General features: G+C 67.3%; 13 protein-coding genes. 6 read left to right on the top strand and 7 right to left on the bottom strand.

The annotated features are described in order from the left end of the window. Positions 1 to 169 precede the first annotated feature (169 nt). Both FA85_RS01025 and scpC read left to right on the top strand, forming a co-directional pair. Positions 170 to 574 carry a hypothetical protein gene (locus tag FA85_RS01025; protein ID WP_036112853.1) on the top strand — a complete coding sequence of 135 codons (405 nt, stop codon included), beginning with the start codon at positions 170 to 172 and terminating at the stop codon, positions 572 to 574. A gap of 77 nt (positions 575 to 651) precedes the next feature. Then, entirely contained in the window at positions 652 to 2,172 is a 1,521-nt protein-coding gene (gene scpC / locus FA85_RS01020) for a succinyl-CoA:acetate CoA-transferase ScpC (protein WP_036117515.1), read from the top strand. A gap of 26 nt (positions 2,173 to 2,198) precedes the next feature. Here scpC and FA85_RS01015 read toward each other — a convergent pair whose 3' ends face one another. The 6 genes from FA85_RS01015 to FA85_RS00990 all read right to left on the bottom strand — a co-directional run bounded on the left by FA85_RS01015 (position 2,199) and on the right by FA85_RS00990 (position 8,191). Continuing rightward, positions 2,199 to 3,623, bottom strand: coding sequence for an efflux transporter outer membrane subunit (locus FA85_RS01015; protein ID WP_036112856.1), 1,425 nt, complete (start codon positions 3,621 to 3,623; stop codon positions 2,199 to 2,201). Then, on the bottom strand, positions 3,623 to 4,519 hold the full coding sequence (locus FA85_RS01010; RefSeq protein ID WP_036112859.1) for an efflux RND transporter periplasmic adaptor subunit: 897 nt from the start codon (positions 4,517 to 4,519) through the stop codon (positions 3,623 to 3,625). The genes FA85_RS01015 and FA85_RS01010 overlap by 1 nt, the downstream gene beginning before the upstream one ends. Continuing rightward, positions 4,516 to 4,737 (bottom strand): DUF1656 domain-containing protein, encoded by a 222-nt coding sequence (locus FA85_RS01005; RefSeq protein WP_036112861.1) that lies wholly within the window; start codon positions 4,735 to 4,737, stop codon positions 4,516 to 4,518. Before FA85_RS01005 ends, FA85_RS01010 begins: the two co-directional genes overlap by 4 nt. Next, a complete protein-coding gene (locus FA85_RS01000) occupies positions 4,734 to 6,740 on the bottom strand; it encodes an FUSC family protein (protein WP_051943609.1) in 2,007 nt (668 codons plus the stop codon). Before FA85_RS01000 ends, FA85_RS01005 begins: the two co-directional genes overlap by 4 nt. A gap of 12 nt (positions 6,741 to 6,752) precedes the next feature. Continuing rightward, positions 6,753 to 7,190 carry a MarR family winged helix-turn-helix transcriptional regulator gene (locus tag FA85_RS00995; protein ID WP_051943611.1) on the bottom strand — a complete coding sequence of 146 codons (438 nt, stop codon included), beginning with the start codon at positions 7,188 to 7,190 and terminating at the stop codon, positions 6,753 to 6,755. 89 nt (positions 7,191 to 7,279) lie between these two features. Further along, a complete protein-coding gene (locus FA85_RS00990) occupies positions 7,280 to 8,191 on the bottom strand; it encodes a LysR family transcriptional regulator (RefSeq protein ID WP_036112863.1) in 912 nt (303 codons plus the stop codon). Positions 8,192 to 8,295: 104 nt separating this feature from the next. Between FA85_RS00990 and FA85_RS00985 the strand changes: the two genes are divergently transcribed. The 4 genes from FA85_RS00985 to FA85_RS00970 are packed head-to-tail and all read left to right on the top strand — an operon-like array spanning position 8,296 to position 13,644. Beyond that, positions 8,296 to 9,342 (top strand): SDR family oxidoreductase, encoded by a 1,047-nt coding sequence (locus tag FA85_RS00985; RefSeq protein ID WP_036112866.1) that lies wholly within the window; start codon positions 8,296 to 8,298, stop codon positions 9,340 to 9,342. A 48-nt stretch (positions 9,343 to 9,390) separates the two neighbouring features. After that, entirely contained in the window at positions 9,391 to 10,053 is a 663-nt protein-coding gene (locus FA85_RS00980) for an ABC transporter ATP-binding protein (protein WP_036112868.1), read from the top strand. Further along, the gene (locus FA85_RS00975; protein ID WP_081907462.1) at positions 10,046 to 12,562 is read left to right on the top strand and encodes an FtsX-like permease family protein; all 2,517 of its coding nucleotides are present in this window, start codon (positions 10,046 to 10,048) and stop codon (positions 12,560 to 12,562) included. The genes FA85_RS00980 and FA85_RS00975 overlap by 8 nt, the downstream gene beginning before the upstream one ends. Next, positions 12,562 to 13,644, top strand: coding sequence for a lipocalin-like domain-containing protein (locus FA85_RS00970; protein WP_051943613.1), 1,083 nt, complete (start codon positions 12,562 to 12,564; stop codon positions 13,642 to 13,644). The genes FA85_RS00975 and FA85_RS00970 overlap by 1 nt, the downstream gene beginning before the upstream one ends. Here FA85_RS00970 and FA85_RS00965 read toward each other — a convergent pair. Beyond that, positions 13,634 to 15,025 carry a cation:proton antiporter domain-containing protein gene (locus FA85_RS00965; RefSeq protein ID WP_036112875.1) on the bottom strand — a complete coding sequence of 464 codons (1,392 nt, stop codon included), beginning with the start codon at positions 15,023 to 15,025 and terminating at the stop codon, positions 13,634 to 13,636. The two genes, FA85_RS00970 and FA85_RS00965, sit on opposite strands and share 11 nt — an antisense overlap. Positions 15,026 to 15,051: the final 26 nt, after the last annotated feature.

Here is a 15,051-nt window from a genome sequence, read left to right as displayed (position 1 = left end):
CGGGCGCATACCCCTGCTGGTTAAAATGTGACGAACTTGGCTATTTGTTGACCAAGCCTGCCGCGTCTTCACATTCAACTCCTTGATTTTACGGTCGTGCAATACCGGCACGGCTCTTGCTTCTTCACGGTACCGGCCCTCTTGCCGGCGTCTGAATCGGGAGTGGGACATGGTGGTGCTGCGTGAGCTTGCGGAACGTCTGGTCTGGCGCGTAACGCTGAATCGTCGTCTGGGTGAAGTCTTCGCTCTGCCGGGTGGCGCGTCGCTGGCGAGCCGTTCGGCACCCTGGATTACCGAAGCCTCCTGGTGGGGTAACCATGACGCCGGCGCCGAGGCTTCCGCCTTGTTCGCGGCCATGCACCGTGACGACACGCTCGAAGCCGCCTTCCGTGCTCACCGCCTGCAGCGTGCCGGCCGCCTGAGCGGTATGCCTGGCGTCACCATGCATGCCGAGGCACTCGAGATCGCCCTGGTGTCGAACGCTTCGTGCGGAACGGCGTCGGTGTGCAGTGCGTCGATCCAGCTGGTCCGGTCGCTGACGGATGAGGGTGTGCTGCTGACGTCGCAGCCGTAACGCGCGAGGCGCCAGAGCTGCTCGTTGCGCGTTGCGCGGCACGTATAATGGGCGGTCCCCACAACCAAGCCGCCCTCATGTCCGCCGAGCGAATTCGTCATCCTCTTCTGCGCGATCGTGTCGTTTCCGCCGAAGCCGCGGCCGCGCTGATCCAGCCGGGCGAAACGGTAGCGATGAGTGGTTTCACCGGCTCGGGATACCCGAAGTCGGTGCCGATGGAGCTGGCGAAGCGGATCGACGCGGCACATGGCCGGGGCGAATCGTTCCGCATCAAGCTGATGACGGGTGCATCCACGGCGCCGGAGCTCGACGGCGCGTTGGCCAAGGCGGACGGCATCGCGCTGCGCATGCCTTTCCAGACCGATCCCGACGCCCGTCAGCGAATCAACGCGGGCACGCTCGATTACATCGACATCCATCTCAGTCACGTGGCCCAGCACGTATGGTTCGGCTTCTACGGCGAGATCGATACCGCTGTGGTGGAGGTGGCCGGCATTCGTGAGGACGGCAGCCTGATCCCCTCGACATCGGTCGGCAATAACAAGACCTGGCTCGACCTCGCCCGCAAGGTGATCATCGAGGTCAACGAGTGGCAACCGGAAGGCATCGACGGTATGCACGATGTCTATTACGGCACGGCCTTGCCGCCCAACCGCAAGCCGATTCCGCTGGTGCACGCCGACGATCGCATCGGTGTGCCGTCGCTGCACTGCGACCCCGACAAGATCGTCGCCATCGTGCGGACCAACGGCCCCGACCGGAACAGTCCGTTTGCCGCTGCCGACGAGTGCAGCCAGCGGATCGCCGGGCATCTCATCGAATTTCTCCAGCACGAAGTGGCGAAGGGCAGGCTTCCCGCCAACCTGCTGCCGCTGCAGTCGGGTGTGGGCAATATCCCGAATGCGGTACTGGCCGGGCTCGCCAGCAGCGGATTCCGCGACCTCACCGCCTTCACCGAAGTGATCCAGGATGGCATGCTCGACCTGCTGCGCAGCGGCGTGCTCAAGGTGGCGTCGTGCACCGGTTTCGCGCTGAGTCCTCAGGCCAACGAAGAGTTCAAGCGCAACATCGATTTCTACCGCGAGCGCATCATCATGCGCACGCAGGAGATCTCCAATCATCCCGAGCTGGTGCGCCGACTCGGCTGCATCGGCATGAACGGGATGATCGAAGCCGACCTCTACGGCAACGTCAACTCCACGCACGTCATGGGCAGCCGCATCATGAACGGCATCGGCGGATCGGGCGACTTCGCCCGCAACGGTTTCCTGTCGATCTTCCTCAGTCCGAGCACGGCGAAGAACGGAAGTATTTCGTCGATCGTGCCGATGGTCAGCCACGTCGATCACACCGAGCACGACGTTTCGATCATCGTGACCGAGCACGGTCTGGCCGATCTGCGCGGACTTCCTCCCCGGCACCGCGCGCGACAGCTGATCGATCGTTGCGTGCATCCGGACTATCGTGCGCAGCTCGAGGATTACTTCGACCGCGCCTCCCGTGACAGCTACGGCAAGCACACGCCGCATCTGTTGCCCGAGGCGTTGTCATGGCACCAGCGCTGGCTCGACACCGGGAGCATGCACGGCGCGGTGTGAACCGGCGGTGCGGTGCGGTGCCGGTCTCAAGGGCCCTGCGTTTGCCAGCCGCCGCCGAGGGCGAAGAACAGGTTCACCTGAGCCTCGGTGACCTCACGGTCCGCTTCGGCCAGCGCGTGTTCGGTGGAGACCCGGGTGCGTTCCGCGTCGAGGCTGCTCAGATAGGGCGAGCGTCCCGCACGGAACAGGGTCTGCGCATCGGAGGAGGCCTGCGTGGCATCGTTCAGCGCCTGCTTGAGCAGCGCCTGTCGATCCAGCGCCCGCGCATAGTCGCTCAGCGCGGTCTGCGCTTCCTTGAGGGCCGTGAGTACCGTCTGATCGAAGGCGGCAAGCTCGGCATCCCCACCTGCCTCGCTGGCGCGAACGCGCGCGTGAGACGATCTGGTCGGTACCGTCCAGGAAATCAGCGGTCCCAGCGACCAGTAGCGTGCGGGTGCCTGACCGACATCCGCCAGCGTGCCGTTGCTGCCGAGGCCGGCGCCCAGCGTGATGTCCGGATAAAGCTCGGCGGTCGCGACGCCGATACGTGCCGTCGCCGCGGCCAGATGACGTTCGGCCTGTCGGACATCCGGTCGGCGACGGAGCAACGTCGCGCCGTCGCCGACCGGTATCGGCGTCGACAGGTGCGGTGCCTCGTCACATGCCTCGACGGTGGAGGGCAGACGTCCGGGGGTTTCACCTGTCAGGGCGGCGAGCGCGTAGCGCGAAGCGTCGCGCCGTTTCTCGATCGGCGGGAGCTCGGCGCGTGCGAGGTCACGTTGTGTCGTGGCACGCGTCACGTCGATGCGCGTGCCCCTGCCTGCCGCCATCATGCGCGTGGTAGTCGACAGGACCTGCTCCTGGATGCGCAGCGTCTCCTGCGCGACCGACAGATCGTGAGTCGCTTCGCACTGCCCGAGATAGCTGCGCGCCACCTCGGCGGCGACCGTCGTGCGCACGAGATCCCGTGCTGCGCGCGTGGCTTCGGCATCGGCGGCCGACGCCTCCGTGGCCCGCCTGAGCTTGCCGAAGAGATCGAACTCGTACGAGGCGGATGCCGCCACCGACGACAGCGTGAAAACGGGCAGCTTGTCCGATTGCAGGTATGACTCGGCGGACAGCTGGTTCCGCGACGCCGAGGCGGATGCGCCGCCGGTCAGGCCGCCCTCCGCACGCGCCGCATCCAGCATGGCGTACGCCTGACGGAGGTGTGCCTCGGCTTCGCGAAGCGCCGCGTTCGCCTTGAAGGCCTGCGTTTCCAGCGCATCCAGCGTCGGGTCGTCGTAGAGCTTCCACCACGCGTCGGCGGCGGCATGCGACGTGTCCACGGTTGCGGTGTCCACGTCCACGAAGGCGGCCTGAGCCTCGGGACGCTTCACCACCGCGCGGTCCGGCAAGCGGTAATCGGGGCCTACCGCCGCGCAGCCCGAAAGCAGCAGGCCGATCGTTACGAGTGCCGCGTGCCGGCGCATCACGAATGTGCCGCCGTCGCCGGGGGCGTGTGTCGCGTGTCGACGGTCACCGTGACCGTGCGGCCGGCGATCAGCCGCAGATCGTCCGGTCGCCCATCGATCGATATGCGGACGGGGATACGTTGCGCGAGACGGACCCAGTTGAAGGTGGGATTGATGTTCGGAAGCATCGTGCCGTCGGCGCTTCGCTCGCGGTCGGCGATGCCGGCCGCCAGGCTGACGACGCGGCCGTGCAGTACGCGAGGCTCGCCCATGACCTCGATACTGACCGCTTGACCGGGCTCCACGCCACGCAGTCGTGTTTCCTCGAAGTAGCCGTCGACGTGGAACGACGCGGCATCGACCATGGAGAACGGTGCATGACCGGCCGTGACGTAATCACCGGCGCGGACGACGCGGTCATTGAGATAACCGTCCGCGGGTGCGCGGACGACGGTACGGTCCAGATCGAGACGCGCCGTATCGGCGGCGACCTCCGCGGCGTGCAGATGCGCCTCCGCTTCGGCGACCTTCGCGTGAACCTGTTCGACGCTCTCGGCGGCGACGAGATCCTTCAGCGCATCGTTTCGACTGGCATCGCGATGGAGTTGCGCCAGCGCCGCCCGGTCTTCTTCCACGGCCGCGGCGGCCCGGCGAAAGGCCAGTTCGAAGCGTGCGCGGTCGACGAGGAAGAGAGGATCGCCCCTTTTTACGAACTGGTTGTCGGAGGCATAGACCTTTTCGACGAGTCCTGAAACGTCCGGCGAGACAGGCAGCGTGTCCGCACGGATGTGCGCGTCGCGGGTCCACGACGCGCTGCGGTACGAGGTGTAGACGTGCCAGCCGACCACGGCCGCCAGCGCCGCCATGGCCAGCGTGGGCCAGATCGAGCGGGCATGCGCGAGGCGGCCGCTCATGACGCCGCCCCGGGCATCAGCGCGAGCATCGAGCCGAGGACGACGATGTAAAGGGCGACGTTGAAGAGTCCTGGATGCCAGATGCGCGCGTAGAATCCCGAGCGCGCAAGAACGCCGCGGATCGCGCCCTTGAGGAGGTATGCCGCAGTCATGAGGACGAGGAACGTGGGGACGAAGACCCCGTAGAGATTGAGATCGCCGGAGAGGCTGGTGTTCACGGAAGTGCCGGTGAGATGCGTAAGGGAGAGACAGGTTCGGAGAGCGCGAGGCGGTAGGCGATCAGCAGCGTGGCGAGCTGGCCGTCTCCATCGCCGCGATGCATGGCGGCGGCGTCGATAAGCGTGAGCAGTGCATCGGGAGGGTCGATGCGCGTACGCCGCGCGACGCAGTCGAGCAGCCAGGCCCTGCTGCGCGCGAGTACGTCGTCGATGTCGGTCGCGGCGCCGCGTGCGATGCGTTGCAGATCCAGTAGCGCCAGGCAGAGGCGCATATCGCGCACCGCATCCATCCGGACCAGCGATTCACCCGTCGCCAGCGCGATGCGCGGCAGCCATTGCATCGTGCGATCGAGGACACGAGTGGCTCGCGCGACCTGCTTCGGGGCGGACGCTGGCTGGGCGAGCAGGGCAAGGTCGCGCGCATTGGCCAGACCGAGGCGGTGCGCCGCGCTGTCGCCGCCGAGCGGTCGCGTGACCAGGGTCCAGGCCAGCGCGAAGCCCAGTCCCAGCATCATCCCTGTCGCGGAATTGGCGAAATCCTCGAAGCCGACCGCCGCATTGTTCTGCAGGGCGATGGCGCTGACGGTCTGCGACGTGACCAGCACGATACCCGTGGTCATGGACGGACGACCGGTGAACGCCCCAAGCACGAGGAAGAAGGGTGCCATGGCCGCGACCACGCCCATGAAGGTGGTGATCCGCGGCAGCACGAGAAAGAGATACGTGCCGGCCGTGACGACGCTGATCGCCTGCCAGACCAGGAAGCGGCGCACCTGCGGCGCCGGATCGTCCGACGCGGCGAAGAAGGCGGTGGCGATGGCCACGAGCACGACCCCGCCGGCGCCGCCCGGCCAGTCCGTGAGCAGCCACAGCCATCCGGTGGCGATCACCGCCATCGCCGGCGATGCGGCGGCAAGCAGGCGGGCACGGAGGTCGTCATGACGAGCGCGGTGGTCCAGCGTGTGCGCGCGATAGATGAGCGGCGTGGGCTGTGGGCGATGCTCGGTGAACGCGGTATGCAGCAGTAGGACGTCCCGCCAGAGGTCGATGACGTCCGTGAGGCGTTCGGTCGCGTGACGATGCAGCGCGTGCGCGCCGGGCGTCGTCATAGCCGTCGTCAGTCGCAATGCGCCGCATCGTGTGCGCAGGACGTCGCCGGTCGTTATCGACGCGGTCGTCCCCTCGTGCATCCAGGCGATGGTCGCGTCCAGCACGTCCTGCAGGCCACCATCGCGCGTGTCGGCGCGTCCGTCGAGCGCGACGAGCGCGTCGCTCAGAGACGCCACCTGCGGCAGCAGCAGTGTCATGCGCATGCGGATCTGGCGTGCCTCCTCGGCCTGGCCGTCGCGCGTGCTGTCATAGGACAGATGCGTAATCAGCGCGTCGAGAGCGAGCACGTCGTTGAGCAGGCGGAGACGCAGCGGAGGCGGTGCCGACCGGTCCAGGTGCCGCAGGCGTTGCCCGGTCCAGTCCCCCGCGTCCTTCAGCAGCGAAGCGACGCGTGCATGAAACAGCGGCGATACCCGGCTGGGAAAGAGCACCGTACTGACCACGCTGGCACAGACGATACCGAGCAGGATCTCCTCCGTGCGTGCGACGGCGATATCGAAGATCGAACCGGGGGCGAGAATGGCGGGTATCGCGATCAGCGGTGCGGTGTACGAGGCGAGCAGGAAGGCGTAGGCACTGGGCGTGTTGTTACCCAGCGAGAGGTAAAGGGACACGCCCATCCACGTGCCGAGTGCGAACACCAGCAGCATGGGTGACTCGGCGAGCGCGGACACGAGGAGCAGCGCGACGGCGGCGCCGATCGCCGTTCCGATCGCGCGGTACACGCCCTTCGAGCGCGTCGCGCCCGAGAGCGGATGCGACACGATATAGACCGTCGCGAACGACCAGTAGGGATTCGGCAGCTGCAGGAACAGCGCCAGATAGAAGGCCAGCATGCCGGCGAAGAACGCTTTGCCCGAGTAGAGCCACTCGAAGCGCGTGGGCGCAGCCATGGGTTTCGGTCCTCAGCTGCCCGGGCGGATGGGCGCGAGCAGGGCGAGGCGGTCGACCAGGGCTTCGTGCACGCGCAGCGCTGCCTTGAGGTCGTCGGTCGAGATGCCCTCGAAGAGTTCGGCGCGGATCTCGACGAGCCTTTTTTCCAGTCCCTCCACCATGGCCTGACCGGCGTCGGTCAGCCAGAGGGTCCGTACACGGCGGTCGTTCGGGTCAGGCTCGCGCCTCAGCAGGCCTTGTTCATCCAGCCGCGCCAGGGTGCGAACGAGCGAGGGCTCGACGACGCCGAGCTGTTCGGCCAGCGCGATCTGGGCGATGCCACCGCCGGCGCGTCCGACCAGGATCAGCGGGACGACACCTGCCGGGGTAATGTCGAAATCGGGAATCCGCGCAAAAAGCAGCCGCAGCCAGCGCCGGCTGGTCGAGGGCAGCAGCGTGGTGAATTGCATTTGCAGTCTGGCGGGAGGTCCCATCCGAAAAGCTTAGCATGCTATGAATTGATCTGGGAGCCCGGGCGTCCTGCTTCAGCGCGATCTTGCTACCGTCGGAGGGACGCTCGCAGCGAGGCATGACCGGCCATTGCCGTCTCCACGCACGTGATCAAAGCCTTTACCGTTCGCGTGACGTACCGGCGGGTCGGCACGACGACGTGGACGTCGAGGGGAGGGTAGCCGAACTCGTCGAGCACACGGACGAGCGCGCCGCTCTCCAGCTCGTTGCGCACGAGCGCCGTCTGCACGCCGCCGATGCCGCGTCCCGCGAGCAACGCTGCGATCAGCACGAAGCTGTTGTTCGCGACGAACGTCGGCGATAGAGGAACGGCTATCGTTCCGCCTGTGCCAACGAGCGCGAGGTCGTGATCCGCGCTCCCGCTGAAACACACGTAGCGATGTCGTGTCAGGTCGGAGGGTGTAAGCGGTGCGCCGTTGGCGGCGAGATACTCCGGAGAGGCAACGAGCGCACGTTCGAGTGCGCCGACGCGTCGTGCGACCAGCCCGTCCGGAGCGAGCGACCCGAGGCGAACGGCGACGTCCACGCCCTCCGCGACGATATCGGCGACGCGGTCGTCCAGGGCGAGATCCAGGCGGACGTCGGGATGTTCGGCCTGAAACGCCATCAACGCGGGGACGATGAATCGCTGCCCTATGCCGTTTGGCGCCTGGATGCGAACCCGGCCGGTCAGCCGCTTCCCGTCATCCGTGACGGCGGCTTCGGTGCGCGCCAGCGCCTTGAGTACGTCCAGCGCATTTTCGTAGTAGCGCATGCCCGCGTCGGTCAACGACAACCTGCGGGTCGTCCGTTGAATCAGACGGACGCCGAGGGTGGCCTCGAGCGCAGCCACGCTCTGGCTGACGGAAGGCTGGCTGGCGCCCATGGCCCTGGCGGCGGCGGAGAAACTTCCCAGTTCGGCGACGCGCACGAACACCTGTAGGGCGGCAAGGCGATCCATGAGAGGTCCATTGCTAGTTCTTATAAGTCTAAGCGAAATCGATGGGCTAATAAGACGGTGGAGTGATCAATACCATGACGTTTCACGCCCTGCGGAGACGTCTCATGCCACAAAAAACTGCCCTGATCGTCGGAGCCACCGGTGTCATCGGAACGGAGCTCACGCGATATCTGGCCACCCGCGACGACTGGCGCGTGATGGTCGTTTCGCGGCACGCACGTGGCGATGGCGACGTTAAGGCGATCGCGGTCGATCTTCTCGACGCGGGGGCCAGTCGCAAGGCGCTCGTGACGGCTGATCAGGTCACCCATGTGTTCTATGCGGCCTATCAGGACAGCGACAGCTGGTCGGGGCTGGTCGGCCCCAACGTGTCGATGCTGGCTCATTTGCTAGATGGTTTGCTGCCGGTCGCGCACGATCTGCGCCACGTGTCCATCATGCAGGGGTACAAGGTGTATGGCGCGCATCTCGGGCCGTTCCGGACGCCGGCACGCGAAGATGATCCGCCGGTCATGCCGCCCGAGTTCATGACCTCGCAACAGCGCCTGCTCGAGCAGCGGAGCCTGGGCGCGCCGTGGACATGGTCCGCGTTGCGTCCCGCGGTCGTGGGTGGCGCAGCCATCGGCAACCCCCTGAACCTGGCCATGGCGATCGCGGTGTATGCGTCGCTGTCGAAGGAACTCGGGTTGCCCCTGCGTTTTCCGGGAAGTCCGGAGGCGTATGGCCGGCTCATCGAATTCACGGATGCGGGTTTGCTGGCGAAGGCGGCCGAATGGGCGGCGACGCAGGCGCCGGGTGGTCAGGCATGGAACATCGGCAACGGCGACCTCGTGCGCTGGTGCGATCTGTGGCCGCGGATCGCCGCCTGGTTCGACATGGATCACGCGCCACCGATGAGGGTGCCGCTGGTGGACGTCATGGGCGACAAGGAGCACGTCTGGGACGCCATGCGCCAGCGTCACCAGCTTCACCCACTGGCGTTCGCGAAGGTGAGCGCGTGGCCTTTTGCCGACTTCGTGTTCTCCTGGACCTGGGACATGTTCGGCGACACCTCCAAAGCGAGGCGTGCGGGGTTCGGCGTGTATGAAGAGACCGCCGCGATGATGTTCCGGCTGTTCGCGGACTTCCGCGAACGAGGGGTCATTCCCTGAGTTGACCCCCGGCCGCGCTAGACTGGGGTTTTCCCGGGTGTTTCACGGATGCTGAAGGTCGATGGGCTGGTCAAGACGGTGCCGGGTGGGCGTAGCTTGTTCGGCGGGCTGGATCTGTCGCTTGCCCCCGGGGAGTTTGTCGCGGTAACCGGCGAGTCGGGTGCGGGCAAGTCGACGCTGCTCAATCTGATCGCCGGGCTGGATACGCCGGATGCCGGGAAAGTGATGATCGGTGGCGTGGATATCGCCAGCCTCGACGACGACGGGCGCACCGCCTTGCGTCGCGATCGGGTGGGTTTCGTCTTCCAGGCGTTTCACGTGTTGCCGCATCTGGATCTCGCTCATAACGTGGCCCTGCCGCTGGCACTCCAGGGGCGCGAGGCGCGTGAGTCGCTGACCGCCGCGGACGCTATGCTCGAAGCCGTTGGCCTGGGCGGGCGAGGGAGCGCGTATCCCCGCGAACTCTCGGGCGGCGAACTGCAGCGTGTCGCGGTGGCGCGGGCGCTCGTCCACCGGCCGGGGCTGATCCTTGCGGACGAGCCCACGGGGAATCTCGATCCGGAAACCGCGGCACGCACGCTGACCTTGTTTGTCGATCGCGTGCGCGACGCCGGCACCGCCGTACTGCTGGTGACGCATTCGGCCGTGGCGGCCGCGGCCGCGGATCGCACGCTGGTGCTGTCGCAGCGCGGGCTCATCGCGTATGGCTGAGCGCATGCTCCTGCCGGTGGTCGGGCGCTGGCTGCTGAGCAGCGAATGGCGCGCTTACCCCGGGCGCGCGTTCTCCGCCGTCCTTGCCATCGCGCTCGGTGTCGCGCTGGGTTTCGCGGTGCATCTCATCAACGCCTCGGCGCTCGGCGAGTTCGACAAGGCCGTGCACGCGGTGAGTGGCGCGGCCGACTTCAGCGTGCGCTCGTCCAGCCCGTTCGGTTTCGACGAGATGCTCTATCCGCGTGTCGCGAAGCTGTCGCACGTGTCGGTGTCGCCGGTCGTGTCGTTGCCCGGGATCGTCGGCGGAAAGACCCCTGTCACCCTCGAAGGCATCGACCTTCTGCGACCCGCGCCGCCCGGCCAGTCGGCCGGTGCGGTCGACTCGGGTGGCTTCGGCCGGCTGCTGACCGGTGAGTCGATCTACCTCTCATCGGACGCGATGGTGTCCGCCGGATACAAGGTGGGCGACACGGTGACACTCGTCGCCAACGGTCACACGGTATCGGTGCGGATCGCGGGGAGTCTTCCCGGCGGTGCAAACGACGGCGCACATGCGGTCATGGATATCGGCGCGGCGCAGTGGCGATTCGGCACGCTGGGGCGCCTCCAGCGTCTGGACGTCCATCTCGCCGCCGGTGCCGATGTGACGAAGGCGAAGCAGGCGGTACGCGCGGTCCTGCCTGCGGACGCCATCCTCGCCGACGCGGCGAGCGACGTCGTCCGCAACGATGGTCTCTCCGCCGCATATCGCGTGAATCTCGACATGCTGGCGCTGATCGCGTTGCTCACGGGTGGCTTTCTCGTCTACTCGGCGCAGTCCTTGTCGGTCGCCCGCCGCCGCCCGCAGCTCGCCTTACTGCGCGTCCTGGGGATGGCGCGGAAGACGTTACTCGGGCAGGTCCTGGCGGAAGCGCTCGCGCTGGGTGTCATCGGTGCCGCATCGGGCATCGGTCTGGGCCTCGGTCTGGCCCAGCTCGCGCTCAGGGTGCTCGGTGGCGATCTGGGCGGCGGCTACTTCCATGGCCAGGCCCCGCAGCTGGTGTTCGCGCCCTGGCCCGCGCTCGTTTTCGGTTTGCTCGGCATCGCCGCGGCGGTGCTCGGCAGCATGGTGCCGGCGCTCGCCGCCTCGCGCATTTCGCCGGGTATCGCGATCAAGAACGCGGGTGACGCGGTGGATCCCCGCGTGCGCGCACGGGTACTGCCCGCCATCGTGTTGCTGGCCGGCGCGCTGGTGGCGTCACTTCTTCCCGCCGTGGGCGGCATCGCGCTGTTCGGATATGTAGCGATGGCGTTGCTTCTGGCGGGTGGCGTCATGCTGATGCCGTGGCTGGCCCGTGCGCTGGTCTCGCCATTGCGCCGTGTTCCCTCGCGGTCGGTGGCGTTCCGTCTCGCCACCGCCAGGCTCTGGGGCGCTCCCTCGCAGGCGTCCGTCGCGCTGGCCGGTGTTCTCGCCTCCACGGCCTTGACCGTGGCGATGGCGGTGATGGTCACCAGTTTCCGCGGATCGGTCGAACACTGGCTGGGCGACGTCCTGCAGGCCGATGTGTATCTGCTGGCGGACGGTGGCGCCGGCGGCGGCTTCGATGCCACGATGCAGGCGCGCTTGCGCGCGGTACCCGGCGTCGCCTGGCTCGGCACGCTGAAGGAAACCCCGTTGCAGTTCGACGAGCGGCGTCCCGCCGTCACGCTGGTGGCCAGGACGCTGAATGGCCCCGGTGGGCGACTGTCCCTCATCGGTCCGCAGGTCGCGGCGGGCCCGAAAGCGTTACCGGTGTGGATCTCCGAGCCGGCATCGCGCATTTATCGCTGGCAGCCGGGTGACACGATCACCTTGCCCCTGCCGGGATCGCCCCGCGCGACGGTTGTCGGCATCTGGCGCGACTATGCACGGCAGCAGGGCGCGATCGTGATCGACGAGGCGGCATACACGCGACTGACAGGCGACCGTACACGCAGCGGCGTGTCCGTCATGGTGTCCCCGGGCACGAGCGTCGACGAGGTGGCGACGGGCTTGCGCGCCGTGGTCCGCGCGAGCGGCGGCACGGCCACGATCAGCAGCCCGCGCGACATACGCGCGAAGGCCCTGCAAGCGTTCGACCGCAGCTTCCTCATCACGTATCTGCTCGAAGGCATCGCCGTGTGCGTCGGCCTGGCCGGCGTTGCCGCGACCATCGGCGCGCAGGTACTGTCGCGCATCCGAGAGTTCGGCATGCTTCGACATGTCGGAGCGCTGCGCGGCGATCTGGCCCGCATGCTGATGATCGAGGGGACGCTCCTGGGGTTGGTGGGCGGCGTGGCGGGCGTAGCGCTGGGTCTGGCCATGAGCCAGGTGCTCATTCATGTGGTTAATCCGCAGTCGTTCCACTGGACGATGGACACCTTGCTGCCCTGGCCTTTGCTCATCGGTGTGATCGGAAGTCTTGCGGTCGCGACGGCCGGTACGGCGGTTGTCGTGGGGCGGGGCGTGCTTTCGACGGACGCGGTGCGTGCCGTGCGGGAGGACTGGTGATGCGCGCGCGCGTACTCGGACTGGCAGCCATGTTGCTCACGACCCTCACCGGCGCGGTCGACGTCGCGGCGAGCGATCGGGTCACGTATACGCCCGTGTCGCCGGACGCGCCGGTGGCGCTCCCGCGGGACCACGGCGCCCACCCGGGTTTCAGGACGGAATGGTGGTACGTCACCGGCTGGCTGCGAACGAAGGACGGTCCCGTCGGCTTTCAGATCACCTTCTTTCGCTCGCGGCTTCCGTTCGACGACGCGAATCCCAGTCGCTTCGCGCCGCGTCAGGCGATCGTCGGACACGTAGCGCTGTCCGATCCCGCGACGGGACACATCGTCGAGTCGCAGCGTCTCGCACGTGAAGGCTTCGGTCTCGCCGAAGCGTCGACCGCGGATACCGACGTGACGCTCGGTGACTGGCGGCTGCGTCGCGACCCGGGCGGCAGCTTCGCGACGAAGGTGAGCGGCGAGGATTTCACGCTCGACCTGACACTGACGCCAGGCCAGCCCGCTTTGCTGCAGGGCGACCGTGGCTACAGCCGCAAAGGCCCTGGCACAGGCGAAGCGAGCGCGTACTTCAGTCTCCCGCATCTCAAGGTCGGCGGACGCTTGTCGCGGGGAACGAAGAACGAAGCCGTGCAGGGTGAGGCCTGGCTCGATCGCGAATGGTCGTCGAGCCTGCTCGATCCACGTTCGGTCGGCTGGGACTGGGCCGGTCTCAACATGGATGACGGCAGCGCGGTCACCGTCTTCCGCGTGCGCGATGAAGCGGGCCATGCCGTCTGGGCGGGCGGCAGCGTGCGCGGCGCGGATGGAACGCTTACGGTACTCGGCGCGGTCGATGTCGCCTTCGAACCGCGACGCCGCTGGCACTCGCCGCGCACCGGTGCGGATTATCCGGTGGAAACCGATGTCATCGTCACCACCCCGACCGGCAAACGTCGTTTCACCCTGCGACCGCTGTTCGACGATCAGGAACTCGATACCCGTCGCACGGGAGGCCCGGTGTACTGGGAAGGCGCCGTGCGCACCGAAGGGGGACGTGGTTATCTCGAACTCGTCGGTTACGGCGGCAAGGTCAGTCTTTGACGTCCGGACCCGCAGCTTCCTGTGCCGCGAGCGCGCGCCCGCGCCAGTTCATCAACGGCGTGGTGCTGGCGCCGTGCGCGACGATGCTGAGCGCCACCACCGTGAGCACCGCGGCGGCGGCGGTCTGCGCCTGCGCACCCCCGAGGCCATGCACGAGCGCGTAAGCCAGATAGTTGAGGCTGCCCAGGCCGCGAATCCCGAACCAGCCGAACAGCAGGCGGCGCTGCCAGGGTGCGCCGGAGCGTATCGTCACCAGCCACACCGCGGCGGGGCGGACGACGAAGAACAGCGCGACGGCAAGCAACACGCCATCGACGGTAAAGCGGGGTAGCACCGCCACGCCGACCAGGAACACCATGGCGGCACCGATCAGGCGTTCCATGGTTTCTCCGAACGATAGCGCATCGGACACGACCCAGCCGACGGTTTGCGCGGGATGGTTCGCTTCGGACGTGGCCCGCTCATTGGGATTGACGAGCAACTCGGCGGGCGCCCGCGCGCGGCTGTGTTCGTGCCGTGCTTCGTCCGCATCGTCTTCCTTGCCGACCGGTGGATGGCCGTGGGTGACGCCCATCTCTACCCGGCGTAGCCCGACGCCCGCCGCGAACGCCGCGAGAAAGCCCGAACTATGCAGTGCTTCGGCACCCGCATACGCCAGCGCCATGATGCCGAGCGCGAGAAAATCGCTCGGTGCCACGCCCGGTGCGAAGTGCCGGAGACGCGTGCCGATGTGGCCGAGACCCCAGCCGATGAGAAAACCGATGCCGATGCCTCCCACGCAGTCCCAGCCAAGCTCGACGCTGAACCAGTGCGGCCAGAAGCCGGCATCGCCGGACATTTCGCCGGTCATCCATGCGAGTGCGAGGACGAGGAAGGGTAGCGCGGTACCGTCGTTGAGGCCGGCTTCGCCGGAGAGCCCGACACGCAGCGCATCGTCGTCACGTGCGTCGTCGACGGAGACCAGACTGGCCAACACCGGGTCGGTCGGCGACAGAATGGCCGCGAGTGCCAGCGCGAGCGGCCACGGCCACCCGAAGGCGAAATGACCAACGAGGCAAAGCCCACCGACGGTCAGCGCCATGCCGGGCAGGGCGAGGCGTATCGCCATGCGCCAGCCGGGATCGTTGAACGGCAGACGCAGCTTCAGACCGGTGATGAACAGCGAGACGATCATGCCCATCTCGGTGGCGGGTCGCAGCCACGCCGTGCTGTCCCCATCGAACGCGACGGCCGCCAGTCCCAGCAAAGCGGGGCCGACTACCGCCCCAGCCACGAGATAGAGGGCGAACGCGGTGATCGGGCTGCGTCTTATGAAGCCGGCACTCGCCGAGGTGGCGACCAGTAGCACGCCAAAGAAAATGATCCAGCCGAGGTATCCCATGGCCCAGCATCGCGGTCAGGCCATGA

It is taken from the genome of Luteibacter mycovicinus, assembly GCF_000745235.1.
Lineage (GTDB): Bacteria > Pseudomonadota > Gammaproteobacteria > Xanthomonadales > Rhodanobacteraceae > Luteibacter > Luteibacter mycovicinus.
This window is presented reverse-complemented; position numbering and strand designations above follow the sequence as displayed.